Source organism: Cohnella sp. GCM10012308 (assembly GCF_042649185.1).
Lineage (GTDB): Bacteria > Bacillota > Bacilli > Paenibacillales > Paenibacillaceae > Cohnella.
The window spans coordinates 578,510-593,586 of record NZ_JBHRYU010000001.1 but is presented as its reverse complement, the minus strand read 5'-3'; the positions used below and the strand labels follow the sequence as shown (position 1 = coordinate 593,586).

The following is a 15,077-nucleotide window of genomic DNA, read 5'->3' as shown; positions in this document are numbered from 1 at the left end:
CTTGGACAAACTGGTGATTGAAGGCGGCAAACCGCTTTCGGGCACCATCCGCATCCATGGAGCCAAGAACGCCGCCCTGCCGATCCTGGCCGCGACGCTGCTCGCCCAGGGGCCGGTAACTCTTCGCAATATTCCGAAGCTGCTGGATATTGAAGTCATGCTGGACATTATGCGGGACCTCGGCTGCGTCGTCCTGCGCCGCGGAGACGCCGTGACGATCGACGGTACCGTGGCGAGCTCCTCGCACGTGCCCGAGCGGTTGATGCGTTTAATGCGCTCCTCTGTATTTTTGATGGGTCCTTTGCTCGCCCGATTCGGCGAAGTGCAGGTTTATCAGCCGGGAGGCTGCGCGATCGGCGAACGCAAGATCGATCTTCATCTTCGCGGCCTGGCCGCGCTGGGCGCAGAGATCGAGGAGACGGGCAGCCGTATCGTATGCAAGGCGGATCGCTTGACCGGGGCCGAGATCAGTCTGGACTTTCCTAGCGTCGGGGCCACCGAAAATATTATGATGGCGGCTGTTATGGCTAAAGGTCGCACGACGATTATCGGCGCCGCCCGCGAGCCCGAGATTCAGGATCTGCAACGTTTTCTTAACGCCATCGGCGCCAAGGTTCGCGGCGCAGGTACGGATACGATTACGGTCGACGGGACGGAGCGCCTCGGCGGCTGCGATTTTCAGATCATCCCCGACCGGATCGTGACCGGTACTGCGATGGTGGCTGCCGCCGCGACCCGCGGCGAGGTCACGCTCGAAGGCGCTGAATCCGCACACTTGATCTCCCTGATTCATGTCATGCGCCGTGCCGGTGTTCACATCGAGACCGGGGATGGTATAATAAGAGTCGGCGCCAAGGGCCGGCCGCGCGCGGTCGACCGAATCGTCACATCTCCATATCCCGCGTTTCCGACCGATATGCAAGCGCAGTTGATGGTGCTCTTATCGCTTGCGGGCGGCGTCAGCGTGATCAAGGAGACGGTGTTCGAAGGACGCTTTAAGCATGTAGACGAATTATGCCGTATGGGCGCGGATATACGCATCGACTTGAATTCCGCGATCGTCCGGGGCGTGCCCAGGCTTTACGGAACGACGGTCGAAGCGACGGACCTGCGCGCCGGCGCCGCACTGGTCATAGCGGGGCTCGCTGCGCAGGGCAGGACAATCGTCGAGCAGGTGCATCATATCGACCGCGGTTATGACGAGATCGAGCGAATGTTCGCAAGCTTGGGCGGCGATATCTCTCGCGTCACCGACAGCTAGACCAATGAGCGACGAACGACCGGGAGGGATAGGCGCTTCTTGCTTATCCGCTTCCGGGCCGGCGGGGGAACGGGAATTTCTCGCCTCCGATCGGCCGTCCGGGCGGAGCGCCTTGCTTTTCGGATAGAGGACAAGCTAGGGGGTTCCGCCGGCTGTCGAGAGGAGAGCACGCAAGATGATAGAGCGAATTCCCGCTTTGCCGCGGGAACGGACGGGGACGAGACGGCGCGGCGGCAAACTGCTGTGGATCGTCATAGCCTTGTTCGTCGCGGTGCTGATCGTATTGTTTTTCAGATCCTCTCTGTCCCGCATCAGCGTGATAGAGATTCAAGGCCTGACCTATTTAAAGCAAGATCAGGTCAAGGCACAGCTTGGCATAAGGATCGGAGACTCCTTTTTTATGCCGGCTTCGGACAAGCTTGCGGAGCGGGTCAAGCAGATTCCGCAAATCAAGGACGTCCGGGTTTCCAAGCATTTTCCGGGCAAGGTCGACGTTAAGGTTCAGGAGTACGCCCCTGTCGCGCTCGAGCTTGACGGCAAAGGCGGCTTGTCCGTCATTCTGGCCAACGGCATCGGCGTTCAGTCGACGACAGGCGGCACGCTTCCGGCCAAGCCGGTACTAACCGGCTGGACGAAAAACGACCCGCAGCGCGCAGCGTTGTGCCTGGCGCTGGGCGGATTGAGTGCGGAGGGTCTCGCCGATTTCTCGGAGATCTCGCCGGATCCCTCGAGCGCTTATCCCGACCGGATTCGCATTTTCACCCGTTCAGGATTCGACGTGCTGACGACAGTGGGCAAGCTTAAGGAAAAGATCCAGATTTTAAGCGAACTCGTAGAGAATCGGGAGCCGGGGACGGTCGTTCTGCTCGATTCGGACACGTACTCGCCTTATTCGGCACAAACGGACCCTTCGGGAGACGAAGAAGCCCAGTAACTTAAGGAAAAGGACTCTACTCAACCGCACGGTTTAATGCTAGAATTTTCGTATGCTTTTCCCTCGCGAATAACGGGAGCCAGGCAGAACCTCAGGCAAAATTGCTAGAATGAGGGAACTAAAATTTTTGTTGAAAAAAGAGGGAAAATCCCGTCTTTGTTGAATAAGTACTGAATGTGTACCGATTTGGCTTCGTTCGGAACCCCTTGAACAACTCCTCATTCCGCAACGGATTTCAATAAGTCGCGACCAAACTAACGAATGGCCGGACGGCCGGATATTTATGTATTTACGGGAGGTGCCACCGGTTGAGCAACAACGACCTCATCGTCAGTCTGGACATCGGAACCTCTAAGGTTCGGGTGATTATCGGAGAAATAAGCAACGGAGCGATCAATATTATCGGCGTAGGATCGGCGGACTCGGATGGCATCCGAAAAGGCGCCATCGTCGACATCGATCAGACGGTCCAGTCCATCCGCAACGCCGTGGACCATGCGGAGCGCATGGTCGGCATCACCATCGGCGAAGTATACGTCGGCATCGCAGGCAATCATATCTCGCTGCAGACCAATCACGGGGTCGTCGCCGTCTCGAACGAAGACCGGGAGATCGGCGAAGACGACATCGAGCGGGTGCTGCAGGCGGCCAAGGTCGTTGCGCTGCCGCCCGAGCGGGAGATCATCGGCTTGCTGCCCAAGCAGTTCCTGGTTGACGGGCTGGCGGGTATCCAGGATCCGCGCGGCATGATCGGCGTACGGCTCGAAGTCGAATGTACGATCATTACCGGGACCAAGGCCGCCGTACATAACCTTATGCGCTGCGTCGAGAAGGCCGGACTGCGCATCTCGGGCATCGTGCTCATGTCGCTCGCATCAGGGATGATGGCCCTGACCAAGGACGAAAAGCAAATGGGTACCGTGCTGGCCGACATCGGCGCCGGATCAACGACGATCGCCGTGTTTGAAGGCGGGAGTCTGGCAGCCGTTTCTACGCTGCCGATCGGCGGGGACTATGTGACGAGCGATATCTGCTACGGCCTCAAAACGCAGACGGAGCACGCCGAGAAGATCAAGTTGAAGTACGGTTGCGCGCGCCAGGACGAGGCGGCTGACGACGTTCGCTTTAAGGTGATGCGGGTCGGCAGCAACGTGGAAAAGGAATTTTCCCAAGTCGATCTTGCCAGCATCATCGAGCCGCGCATGCAGGAGATTTTCCATATGATCCGGCAAGAGGTCAAGCGCCTTGGTTTTTTGGACAAGCTCAACGGCTATGTCCTGACAGGCGGATCCGTATCCATGCCGAGCGTGCTGTCTCTTGCCCAGATCGAGCTGGAAGCGAGCGTGAGGATTGCGGTTCCCGATTTTATCGGGGTGCGGGATCCTTCGTACAGCAGCGGAGTAGGCATGATCCAATATGTAATGAAGTACGTTCGGACGCGGGGGGCGCCGCCCGCCAAACGTCCGACGAAGAGCAAGGCTTCGGCAGCCACGGCGCCGGCCAACAAGACTGGCGTCATGGAATGGTTTAAGAATATGTTCAAAGAATTCATATAAGCCGCCACTGACGAGATTCACCAGCGAAGCGAGGAGGAGTATTGAAATATGTTGGAATTTGATTTTGAAATGGAACCGCTCGCGAAAATTAAAGTCATCGGGGTCGGTGGCGGAGGCAGCAACGCAGTTAACCGCATGATCGAGAACGGCGTCAAAGGCGTCGAATTCATTACCGTTAATACCGACGCGCAAGCGTTGCACCTGACCAAGTCCGAACAAAAGCTTCAAATCGGGGACAAGCTTACCCGTGGTTTGGGTGCGGGCGCGAATCCCGATGTCGGCAAAAAGGCGGCGGAGGAATCCCGGGACGGCATCATGAACACGCTCAAAGGCGCGGATATGGTATTCGTCACTGCCGGTATGGGCGGAGGCACTGGCACGGGCGCGGCGCCGGTAATCGCCGAGCTGGCCAAGGAGTGCGGCGCGCTTACGGTAGGCGTCGTGACGAGGCCGTTCACGTTCGAGGGCCGCAAGCGCTCCGGACAAGCTGAACTGGGCATCGAAGCGCTCAAGGAAAAGGTCGATACGCTCATCGTCATCCCGAACGACCGCCTGCTCGAGATCGTTGACAAGAAGACGCCGATGATGGAGGCTTTCCGCGAAGCGGACAATGTCCTTCGTCAGGCAGTTCAAGGCATTTCCGATCTGATTGCCGTGCCCGGACTGATCAACCTCGACTTTGCGGACGTCAAGACGATCATGACGGAGCGCGGCTCCGCCCTGATGGGTATCGGCGTCGCTTCCGGCGAAAACCGCGCGATGGACGCGGCGCGCAAGGCGATCATGAGCCCGCTGCTCGAGACCTCGATCGAAGGCGCGCGGGGCATTATCATGAACATTACGGGCGGCTCGAATCTGTCGCTATTCGAAGTAAACGAAGCGGCGGAGATCGTCATCTCGGCATCGGATCCCGAAGTGAACATGATCTTCGGCGCAAGCATCGACGACAGCATGAAAGACGATATCAAAGTTACGGTTATCGCAACGGGCTTCGAGCACAAGGGTCCGGTTCGCCGCCCGATCTCGTCTTCTTCGCCTCAATCGAATCCGCCGTCGCAGCCAGAGCACCAGGACTCGCGCGCGAGCGGGCACAACCTGCGTCCGTTCGGCGGCGGTTCTACTTCCAGCGAACAATTGGACATCCCGGCCTTTTTGCGGAATCGCCCCCGCGGCGATCGCTAATACCGGTTCCGCATCTGCGGCGCGCTTGAACCTATAGGATTTAAACATGTCGAGGACCGGCTAATTATGCGGTCTTCTTTTTTTGGCTTCGCGAGGCAGGTAATCGCCTTTTGTCTGTCGAACTCTCTCAGCACAGCTTAGCAGTATCCGCACAGGAGGCACATGATGACCAATCCCTATCGTTCCTTTACAACTATGCTGGCGGCATTTGTGGTCATCTTCGGAGTGCTTCTATCTGCCGTATCTTATTGGTTTATCTCTCATGAACTGATTCGGGAAACGAGCGGTTTGACGCGTAATGCGGTGGAGGAGTACATATCCGGCTTGCCTGACGCGGGTATGCTGTTCAAGAGTCCAGGTTCGAACAAAACGTCACCTGGTCGAGCAGACGACAGCGTGGCTGAAACTGATTTTGGAACCGACGCAGAGGAGTTAGCGGCCGATATCCATGCGGCCTTCGATCCTTACGGCATACGGGACGTTCGCTTCGTGAGCCCGGGAGGCCAAATATTGTTCAGCTACATTCCGGATAAAAGCGGTGTTTCGTTAACAAGGCATGAACGAGAGCGGTTTGACCGGGTGATGGAGGAAGGGGCGATGTTGACCGATAAAAAGGCATCAGAGCTAAAGCTTTGGATCCCGATCTATAGGACTGAGGGGACATTGATTGGCGTGGCGGAAGTGACCAAAGATTGGTCGGCTCAGGGCGCTAAAATATTCAATATTAGCTTAACGATTGTCCTCTTATTGACAGCCGGGATGGCGCTGCTCTTTTTCAGCCTTCGGCAAATATTTTTACGTTCGTCACGGGTCATCGAAAGTCAGAACAAGGAGTTAAGCGAAATGCTTGACCGCGTTCATCGCACGTATGATGAGTCCTTGCAGGCGATGAGCAGCGCATTGGACAGTAGGGACAACGAGACGCAAGGACATTCCCTGCGCGTCACCGCGTATGCCTGGCTGCTGGGCAAGCAGATGGGCATCGAAGGCGAAGAGCTGGAGATGCTTTATCGCGGCGCTTTGCTTCACGATGTCGGCAAGATTGGCATTCCGGACGCCATTTTGCGCAAGGAAGGACCGCTCGACGAGATGGAGTGGGCTATCATGCGTACGCATGTCAATATGGGCGTGCGTATGCTCGCGCATATCGAATTTTTGGGCCCGGCACTGGACGTCGTTCGCTATCACCACGAGCGTTGGGACGGTCTCGGTTATCCGGACGGCCTGCGCGGCGAACAGATCCCAATTTGCGCAAGAATTTTCGCCGTGTGCGACACATACGACGCCATTACATCGGACCGCCCGTATCGTGCTTCCAAATCCCATGAAACGGCTCTTGACGAACTTGGCAGATTTGCAGGCTCTCAATTTTGTCCCGCCGTCGTAGAAGCCTTCATGAAGCTGCCTGCAGATACGTTGCAGCGCGTCCGCGAGATGTCGCAACAGGACATTCAATTTTTGTCGCTCGACGAATTGCTCCCTAAAGTCGTGTAATGTCCAGCGCAACGTTTATCTTCATTCTAATTGTGCTATCCTTATAGACTGCCTTCGCTATTGCGGAGGCTTTTTATTTTTCAGTGAAAAGTGGGGTTAGGGACAATATATGCTCTATTTTTCTTCTTTTCCGACCTTATCCCTTTCGCTCAATCGGGCGGGTCAATATCTTCATTTCTATACCTTTACGAACCTCATCCCCTTCGCTCATTTTGGGCTAGTACTTCTCGCAGTTCCCTTTCCAACCTTATCCCTTTTGCTCAATGACGTCGGTTAAACGCCTTACTGGACTTATCCCTCTTACTCAATTTATCTTTAGGAAAAGATTGACACACTCAAATCTCTATCTTAAAATAAGAACATATGTTCTTGTTTTGAGGAGTGGGATTATGAATCGCTTCATTTTTCCAGAAGGCTCCTGGGAAAATTGGACGGAAGCACAATGCGTAGAGGCTTTATTTAACGCGCGTTGGCCGGATGGTTTTCGCTGTCCGCGTTGTTCGTATGCGCATTGCTCGGTGATAAGATCGCGCAAGTATCCATTGTATGTTTGCGCGTCATGCCGGCATCAAACTTCTGCTACTGCTGGCACTGTTTTTCATGGTACGAGAACGCCGCTTCGAATGTGGTTTAGGGCTATGATCTGGCTCGTCGAAGAAGCCACTTCTGTCGAGCTTTCCGATATATTGGGAGTTACATACAAGACGGCTTGGCTCATCGGACATAAGTTGCGGGATGCATTGACCCAAGAAGCGAATGAGCAACATTTGTCCGGCATCGTTGCGGTTACCGGCGGAATTTATGGATGGAGGAGGGCTTCCAGCAGCCTGATCATGGAACCCGCGGATCAGCCGATCGCAATCGGAGGAACGATGGAAGGTGACGAGGAGATCCGGGAGGTTAAAATGGAACACCTGGACAAGCGAGAATCGGGGAATTCGCGTCTAATTAGCCGTATTGCGCATATGAAATTTTCCGACTTTCATGTTTCGGATGACGTGAAGGCAGTCAGAGCCTTTTCTTACTTTGGCATGAATAAGCTTGCGCCTTTATCAGCCGTTTTAATGCGCGCCCTTCGTTGGCTGGATCATACGCTTCAGGGGATTGGACCTAAGCATTTGCAGGCCTATTTGAATCATCAATCTTTCGTTTTTAACATTGCCAAGAAAGCTAAGAAAATTGTTCCGTACATGTTACGTCTATGTGCAATAAGAAAAAGGATCACATATCGCGAGCTCATTTGGTCACGTTAAACAGGCTCGTTCACTTTACTCGATTAGGTTCAAGTCCGCCATTATTGAGCGAAAGGGATAAGATGGAACAACAAGTTTTCCGCCCATTACCAAAGTCGCCATAGTTTTGAGATCGATACGCTCCTCGCATTTTTAAACTCCTTCTCTTTTATTCTTTTTGACTCTCTCTTTTTTAGAAAATAGAAAAACAATCTCAAGAAATCTAATGACATATTACGCCAAAGTGAGCGAAGGGGATAAGGCTGTAAACGCGCCGGAGAACCTTTATATGCCGCCGAGGCTGGGATAATATTACAGTATCTTGAGGGCTAGTCCCAATGTTCCTAACCTGATTTTGCTCGACAAAAAAACAGCCGTACCTGCGGCGCGTTTAGACAGACACCTCGCAAGTGCCCGCTTATACTGAGAGCAATCCATTCCGTCCTAGGGACAAACGTAAGCGATGGGTGTGCAAGGAAGGGTGAGGCGCGATGACGGTTTATGTGGACTTGGTGTTTTTGTCCAATCTGACGATCGACGCGTCCATTCTGATGACGACGGCAAAGGTGAGGCATCTTCGGCCGCGCCGAAGACGGGTCGCGCTGTCTGCCAGCGTCGGGGCTGCGTACGCGGCCGCCATGTTTGTGACGTCCGTACCTTATCTGTATTCGTTCGGCGCCAAACTCATGATCTCGGCTTTAATGGTTTATCTGACGTTCGGCTATGGAGGACCTCTTAAGTTCGCGAGGACAATCGGTTCGTTCTACCTGGTGAACTTTGCGACGCTTGGCGCCGTGATCGGCATTTCTTCGCTGGTCAAGTGGTCCGGGTCGCCATGGAGAGGAATTGCCTTCACGGATGACGGCGGCATGGTGCTGTCGTTTGACGTACAGGCCTTCATGCTGGCCGTGACGCTGGGCGTGGCGATCTGGCTGTACAGAAGCGAGGCGGAAAGCAGGGAAAGCAGGAAGCGGCTGGAGGCGCTTGTCGTCGACGTGACGATCCGGATCGGAGATCGGGAATGGTCGTGCAGAGGGCTCGTAGATACGGGCAATCGTCTCTACGATCCGCTCACCCGCATTCCGGTCATGATTCTGGAGGCGTCCCTGTGGCGCGACGAGCTTCCGAAAGGGTGGGCGGACCGGTTAAGGTCCGAATCCGCGGATCGGCTCATTGGCGAACTGGAGGAGGCCGAGGGCGGCTTGACCGCTTTCAGGGACCGGTACCGCCTCGTTCCCTACCGGGCTGCCGGGGGGAGCTCGAAGCTGATGCTGGCCGTTAAGCCGGACAGCGTGTCGATCAAGGATCCTGCCGGACAAGAAGCGGCCTGCGTTCATCGCCGCGTCCTCGTCGGGCTTGACGGAGGGGCGCTGTCCTCGGAGGGCGCGTATCGTGCGATCGTCCATTCCGATCTGACGATTGAGAGCGTTGAAGTGCCGGCATCATCAACCCAGACCGCTTAACAGGAGGTTGTGCAAGTGCCCGTAAAATTAAAATTGATGTACCAGCTGACGTACTATCGCCTGTTGTTCTGGCTGGGCTGGAAAAGCGAAGAAGTGTATTATATCGGCGGCAGCGAGGCGCTGCCCCCTCCGCTGACCCGGGAGGAAGAGGAGTACCTGCTCGAACGTCTCCCTTCGGGCGACTCGGCGATTCGGGCGATGCTGATCGAACGCAATCTCCGATTGGTCGTCTATATCGCCCGCAAGTTCGAGAACACCGGCATCCATATCGAGGATCTCGTATCGATCGGGGCGATCGGACTCATCAAGGCGGTAAACACGTTCGATCCGGAAAAAAAAATCAAGCTCGCCACCTACGCCTCGCGATGCATCGAGAACGAAATTTTGATGTATCTGCGCCGCAACAGCAAGACTCGGACCGAGGTGTCCTTCGACGAGCCGCTTAATATCGATTGGGACGGCAATGAACTGCTGCTGTCCGACGTGCTCGGCACCGAGAACGATACGATCTATCGCAATATTGAAGAGCAGGTCGATAGGAAGCTGCTGCATAAAGCGCTCGACAAGCTGGCCGACCGCGAACGCACGATCATGGAGCTCCGGTTCGGCTTGGCCGACGGCGAAGAGAAGACGCAAAAGGACGTCGCCGATTTGCTCGGCATCTCGCAATCTTACATTTCCAGACTGGAGAAAAGAATTATTAAACGGCTCCGCAAGGAATTTAACAAGATGGTATGACCTTAGCCGGCCGAACGAACGTGGGAATAAAAAGCCCATCCCAGGAGATACTTTACAGTAATGCTGCTCCCGGGAGGGAAACAACTTGACCCGCAACAAAGTGGAGATTTGTGGAGTGGACACCTCAAAGCTGCCCGTCCTCACCAATGCCGAAATGAGGGAACTGTTCCTAGCTCTGCAAACCCGCGGTGAACTCGAAGCCCGGGAAAAACTCGTCAACGGCAACCTGCGCCTCGTGCTCAGCGTGATTCAGCGGTTCAACAACCGCGGCGAATACGTGGACGATCTGTTTCAGGTCGGCTGTATCGGTCTGATGAAAGCGATCGACAACTTCGACTTAGGCCAAAACGTCCGTTTTTCTACCTACGCCGTACCCATGATCATCGGCGAGATACGCAGATACTTGAGGGACAACAATCCGATTCGCGTGTCCAGAAGCCTGCGCGATATTGCCTACAAAGCGTTGCAAGTGCGGGATCAACTGACGAACCGTCATTCCCGCGAACCGACGATTTTGGAAATATCGCAAGTGCTCGGCGTTCCCAAAGAAGATATCGTCTTCGCATTGGACGCCATTCAGGACCCCGTGTCCCTTTTCGAACCGATCTACCACGACGGGGGAGACCCGATCTACGTGATGGATCAGATCAGCGACGAACGCAACAAGGACATTCAATGGATTGAGGAGATCGCGCTCAGGGAAGCGATGCGCAAGCTGAACGACCGGGAGAAAATGATCTTGTCCATGCGATTCTTCGAAGGCAAGACGCAAATGGAAGTCGCCGACGAAATCGGCATTTCGCAGGCGCAGGTGTCCCGGCTAGAAAAGTCGGCGATCCAGCAAATGCAAAAGCACGTAAAGACTTAAGCAAGAGACTTAAAAAGCTTGCGGGACCGGAGGTGACTCCGGTCTTTTTGATGTTTGAGGCCCGTTATCGCAGCATAGTCGCGACGGGCAACATTTCCGGGCATGGCTCATATATTGAATTATGGGCGGTTGACCGGGTCCAAAAGCTATTGCTTCCCGGGCCGCGGAAAGCGGGGAGCGCCGGCATGAAAATATCCGATTTTCAGGCGAAGGACGTCATCAATATTGTAGACGGCAAAAAATTGGGCCACGTGGCCGATCTGGAGCTCGATCTAAGACAAGGCCGCATCGACGCAATCGTAGTGCCGGTTGGCGGACGGGTGCTAGGCATCTTCGGCGGGGGCGAGGATGTGGTCATCCCTTGGCGGAGCATCGTCAAGATTGGAACCGACGTCGTGCTTGTCCGGTTGGAGGAGGCACGGCCGTACAAGAGCATCGAAGCGGAAAACGGGGGACGCTGAGGGAGAATCGCCTCGGCGCCGTCCCTGTGTTAAACTTGGTGCGGAGGTGAGCTGTATGGAACCATTTGCATATACGAGTGAATCTGCCGGAGCCGAGCGTCACGCACCCGGATTGTTGCCTCTTGCGCCCTGGGCGCAACTTGAGGGCTTGACCGCCGGTTTTTCCGCGCGCCGTGGCGGAAGCAGCTTGCCGCCGAGAGACGGCTTGAACACGGCGCTCCACGTGGGCGACGAAGAGCGCGCAGTCATCGCTAATCGCCGCGCGATTGCGGAGGCGCTGGGCTGGCCGTTCGAGGCGTGGACTTGCGCAGAGCAAGTGCACGGCAGCCGCGTCGTCCGGGTCACGGATGCGGAGCGGGGCCTCGGAAGTCTGTCGCGCGAGAGCGCAATTCAGGACGCGGATGCGCTTATTACGGACGAGCCCGATATTTTGCTGGTCATGTATTTCGCAGATTGCGTGCCTTTATATTTTTACGATCCCGTGCATGACGCGCTCGGTCTCGCTCATGCTGGCTGGAAGGGAACGGTTGCCGACGTCGCCGCCGAGACGATTCGCGCTATGCGAGACTCGTTCGGCACCGAGCCGTCGGATTTGCATGCTGCGATAGGTCCTTCGATCGGGGACTGCTGCTACGAAGTGGACGATATCGTCATGAATCGCGTGCGCGGCATCGTGCCCGACGACGAACGTTTCCATGTTCCGTCTTCCGAAGGCAAATCTCGGCTAAACTTGAAAGAAATCAACAAGCATCTTATGATTAAAGCAGGAATATTGCCGAGCCGCATCGAAATGTCTGGGTGGTGCACCAGCTGCAGCACGGATTTGTTTTTCTCCCATCGCAAGGAACGGGGACAAACCGGGCGAATGATGAGCTGGCTGGGTAAGAAGAAATAGAGGTGAATGCCGCGATGGCGTTGGAGCAGCGGCTTAAAGACGTGGAACGTCGCATCGCCGAGACGTGCGCGAGAAGCGGCCGGGATCCCGGCCGCGTGAATATCGTCGCCGTGACGAAGTACGTGTCCGCGAATACGGCCAAGCGCGCAGTCGAAGCAGGAATGCGTCATATCGGCGAAAACCGCTGGCCCGCGGCGGAGGAGAAGTGGCGGCTGCTCGAAGGACAAGCCGTTTTCCACTATATCGGCTCGCTCCAAAGCAGAAAGGTCAAGGACGTTGTCGGCAAGTTCGATTACATTCATTCTCTGGACCGCTTGTCGCTCGCCGAGGAGATACATAAGCGCGCCGAAGCGCTGGACATTCGCGTGCATTGTTTCCTTCAGGTGAACGTATCGGGCGAAGATTCCAAGCACGGACTTGCTCCCGAGGCGGTTCCTGCCTTTGTCGCTTCGCTCGGCAAGTTGTCCCGCATCCGCTTGATCGGTCTCATGACGATGGCGCCGAACGTAGACGATGCCGAGGAGACGAGGCCCGTGTTCGCCGGCCTTCGCAAGCTAATGGACGAGATCAACGGCCTGTCCTTACTGGACGAGCCGCTGACGGAATTGTCGATGGGCATGTCCGGCGACTTTGAAGTTGCGATCGAAGAAGGCGCCACATGGGTGCGTCTGGGCAGCGTCCTGGTCGGTCACGAAGAGAACGACGGATAACGGAGGGATCATGATGGGCGTGGTTAACAAGTTCTTGAACTATCTCGGCCTTCAGGACGAACAGGAGCGGGACCGGGAGCGGGAAGAGCCGATGGGATACGAGGATGAGCCGGAAGTTGAAACCTCTGCCTTCGAGCCGCGTAAACCTACGGGGAAGAATAATATCGTGAGCATTCATTCCCAGAAAAACGTTCGGGTCATTTTGACGGAGCCGCGTACGTACGACAACGAAGCGCAGGAAATCGCCGATCATTTGAAATCCAGACGATCCGTCGTCGTGAACCTGCAGCGGGTGCGCAGGGATCAGGCGATCCGGATGGTGGATTTCCTGAGCGGCACGGTTTACGCGCTCGGCGGGCACATTTCCAAGCTCGGACCGAACATCTTTTTGTGCACGCCGGATTCGGTCGAGATCACAGGGACGATCTCGGAGCTTCTAGCGGAGGATGCCGATTATAATCAAATGAGGTGACAGCAGCATTGACGGCTTTGGATCAGGTCATTAATTACCTGTATAGTTTGCAGCTCATTTACAGCTGGCTCATTTTAATCTATGTGCTGATGTCCTGGCTGCCTAACGTGAGGCAGAGCTACATCGGCGAGCTGCTCGGCAAGATCGTTGAGCCTTATCTAAAGCCATTTCGCAAGATTATTCCGCCGATCGGCGGCGTGTTGGACATCTCGCCGATCGTCGCCTGGTACGCGCTGAAGTTTTTGGTGAGGGGCCTTGAAGAGGTCATTCGCTTCCTTGCCGGACTGTTAGGCGTGTCCTAAAGGGAAAGGACCGGACCAGCATGAGCAAGAGCGATATTTACGCACATTTCCTTCCTGACGAAAAGTCCTTCGTGGACCGCGCCTGGGAGTGGGTCGAGCGGGCCGCCGAGCAGCATGAGCTCCGGCGTACCGATTTTCTCGATCCGCGCCAGGCGCATATTTTGTATGCGCTGGCCAACCGGCACCCGGACGCCGCGATCCGGCTCGAGGGCGGTTATGAAGGCGCGGAACGGGTCAGGGCGCTCATCGCCCCGGATTACCGGCCGCTCGAGGGCGAGGATGCCGGCATCGTCGTGCTCGATATCGCAAGCGACGATCGCCGGCAAGCCGAGCTCGATCATGGCGATTACCTCGGCGCGCTGCTCGGCCTTGGGATCAAGCGGGAGAAAATCGGCGACATCCATGTCCGCGAAGACGGCTGCCATGTGCTGATCGCCAGCGAGATCGGCGATTTCCTGCGCTCGCATCTGAAGCAGGTGCACCGGCTCGAGACGTCGGCGTCGGTACTGCCGCTGGACCGGCTTCTTGCCGTGCCGGTGAAGCTGGAGGAAAGCGCGATCTCCGTAGCCTCGATGCGGCTCGACGGCATCGCGAGCGACGTGCTGCGGGTCAGCCGCGCGAAAATCATGGATCCGATCCGCGCGGGGCGCTGCCGGGTGAACTTCAAAACGGTGGAGGATCCGTCCGCGCAGCTGCGCGAGGGCGACATTATATCGTTCAAAGGATTCGGAAGATTCCGCGTGCTGGAGGCCGAAGGCGTCTCGAAAAGCGGCCGGATTCGCTTGCGTATCGGCAAATATGTGTAGAATCAAGCAGGAATTCCGCGTCTCGCGTCGAATCTGCCTTTAGATAGCGATCTAGCGAGCTGTCGCGGATCAAGAACACGATTCACGGGAGGAACGGCCAATGCCATTGACGCCTTTGGATATTCATAACAAGGAATTCGGGCGCAGATTGCGCGGCTACGACGAAGACGAAGTGAACGAGTTCCTCGACCAGATCATCAAGGACTACGAAGCGATGATCCGCGATAACAAAGAGCTTCAGAACCAGATCGTCGGCCTTCAGGAGCGGCTCGGCCACTTCGCGAATATCGAGGAGACGCTGAGCAAGACGATTATCGTCGCGCAGGAAGCGGCCGACGAGGTCAAGAGCAATGCCAAGAAGGAAGCCCAGCTTATCGTGAAGGAAGCGGAGAAGAACGCAGACCGCATCATCAACGAATCGCTCTCAAAGTCGCGCAAGTATGCGCTTGAGGTGGAGGAGCTGAAGAAGCAAGCGGCGATCTACCGGGCGCGCTTCCGCACGCTCGTGGAGACGCAGCTCGACCTGCTCACGCAGGACGGCTGGGAGAAGCTTGAACCGCCGGAGTCCCGCTCGCGGGACAGCGAGTCCCGGGTTCGCGAGATTGTCGAATAGACGATATCGGTTCGAAAATGAGATGGCTGAACGCCGATTTGACAAATCGGCCTCTTCGCCGTATAAATGGGTTATACGCGTTAACGTCGA

The 15,077-nt window shown here is 56.0% G+C and carries 16 protein-coding genes; all 16 read left to right on the top strand.

What is annotated here, in order from left to right; translation table 11 throughout:
• The first annotated feature begins 1 nt into the window (after position 1).
• Positions 2-1,261 carry a UDP-N-acetylglucosamine 1-carboxyvinyltransferase gene (gene murA, locus ACFOTD_RS02720; protein ID WP_378115457.1) on the top strand — a complete coding sequence of 420 codons (1,260 nt, stop codon included), beginning with the start codon at positions 2-4 and terminating at the stop codon, positions 1,259-1,261.
• 175 nt (positions 1,262-1,436) lie between these two features.
• Positions 1,437-2,195 carry a cell division protein FtsQ/DivIB gene (locus ACFOTD_RS02715; protein WP_378115455.1) on the top strand — a complete coding sequence of 253 codons (759 nt, stop codon included), beginning with the start codon at positions 1,437-1,439 and terminating at the stop codon, positions 2,193-2,195.
• 308 nt (positions 2,196-2,503) lie between these two features.
• A complete protein-coding gene (gene ftsA / locus ACFOTD_RS02710; RefSeq protein ID WP_378115453.1) occupies positions 2,504-3,751 on the top strand; it encodes a cell division protein FtsA in 1,248 nt (415 codons plus the stop codon).
• A gap of 48 nt (positions 3,752-3,799) precedes the next feature.
• On the top strand, positions 3,800-4,933 hold the full coding sequence (ftsZ, locus tag ACFOTD_RS02705; RefSeq protein ID WP_378115451.1) for a cell division protein FtsZ: 1,134 nt from the start codon (positions 3,800-3,802) through the stop codon (positions 4,931-4,933).
• Positions 4,934-5,098: 165 nt separating this feature from the next.
• On the top strand, positions 5,099-6,427 hold the full coding sequence (locus ACFOTD_RS02700; RefSeq protein WP_378115449.1) for an HD-GYP domain-containing protein: 1,329 nt from the start codon (positions 5,099-5,101) through the stop codon (positions 6,425-6,427).
• Positions 6,428-6,816: 389 nt separating this feature from the next.
• Positions 6,817-7,680 (top strand): transposase, encoded by an 864-nt coding sequence (locus ACFOTD_RS02695; RefSeq protein ID WP_378115447.1) that lies wholly within the window; start codon positions 6,817-6,819, stop codon positions 7,678-7,680.
• Positions 7,681-8,150: 470 nt separating this feature from the next.
• Positions 8,151-9,122 carry a sigma-E processing peptidase SpoIIGA gene (locus ACFOTD_RS02690; protein ID WP_378115445.1) on the top strand — a complete coding sequence of 324 codons (972 nt, stop codon included), beginning with the start codon at positions 8,151-8,153 and terminating at the stop codon, positions 9,120-9,122.
• A 15-nt stretch (positions 9,123-9,137) separates the two neighbouring features.
• Positions 9,138-9,860 (top strand): RNA polymerase sporulation sigma factor SigE, encoded by a 723-nt coding sequence (gene sigE / locus ACFOTD_RS02685; RefSeq protein ID WP_282909388.1) that lies wholly within the window; start codon positions 9,138-9,140, stop codon positions 9,858-9,860.
• An 85-nt stretch (positions 9,861-9,945) separates the two neighbouring features.
• On the top strand, positions 9,946-10,728 hold the full coding sequence (sigG, locus tag ACFOTD_RS02680) for an RNA polymerase sporulation sigma factor SigG (RefSeq protein WP_090115206.1): 783 nt from the start codon (positions 9,946-9,948) through the stop codon (positions 10,726-10,728).
• Positions 10,729-10,913: 185 nt separating this feature from the next.
• Positions 10,914-11,189 carry a YlmC/YmxH family sporulation protein gene (locus ACFOTD_RS02675; RefSeq protein ID WP_090115208.1) on the top strand — a complete coding sequence of 92 codons (276 nt, stop codon included), beginning with the start codon at positions 10,914-10,916 and terminating at the stop codon, positions 11,187-11,189.
• A gap of 55 nt (positions 11,190-11,244) precedes the next feature.
• Positions 11,245-12,084 carry a peptidoglycan editing factor PgeF gene (pgeF, locus tag ACFOTD_RS02670; RefSeq protein WP_378115442.1) on the top strand — a complete coding sequence of 280 codons (840 nt, stop codon included), beginning with the start codon at positions 11,245-11,247 and terminating at the stop codon, positions 12,082-12,084.
• Positions 12,085-12,098: 14 nt separating this feature from the next.
• Complete coding sequence (locus ACFOTD_RS02665; RefSeq protein WP_378115440.1) at positions 12,099-12,794, top strand: YggS family pyridoxal phosphate-dependent enzyme; 696 nt, start codon at positions 12,099-12,101, stop codon at positions 12,792-12,794.
• Between the two features lie 13 nt (positions 12,795-12,807).
• Positions 12,808-13,266, top strand: coding sequence for a cell division protein SepF (locus tag ACFOTD_RS02660; protein WP_378115698.1), 459 nt, complete (start codon positions 12,808-12,810; stop codon positions 13,264-13,266).
• Between the two features lie 17 nt (positions 13,267-13,283).
• Complete coding sequence (locus tag ACFOTD_RS02655) at positions 13,284-13,568, top strand: YggT family protein (RefSeq protein WP_378115696.1); 285 nt, start codon at positions 13,284-13,286, stop codon at positions 13,566-13,568.
• A 20-nt stretch (positions 13,569-13,588) separates the two neighbouring features.
• Positions 13,589-14,374: a YlmH family RNA-binding protein gene (locus tag ACFOTD_RS02650; RefSeq protein WP_378115438.1), complete on the top strand. Its 786-nt coding sequence runs from the start codon at positions 13,589-13,591 to the stop codon at positions 14,372-14,374.
• 100 nt (positions 14,375-14,474) lie between these two features.
• Complete coding sequence (locus ACFOTD_RS02645; protein ID WP_378115436.1) at positions 14,475-14,987, top strand: DivIVA domain-containing protein; 513 nt, start codon at positions 14,475-14,477, stop codon at positions 14,985-14,987.
• Positions 14,988-15,077: the final 90 nt, after the last annotated feature.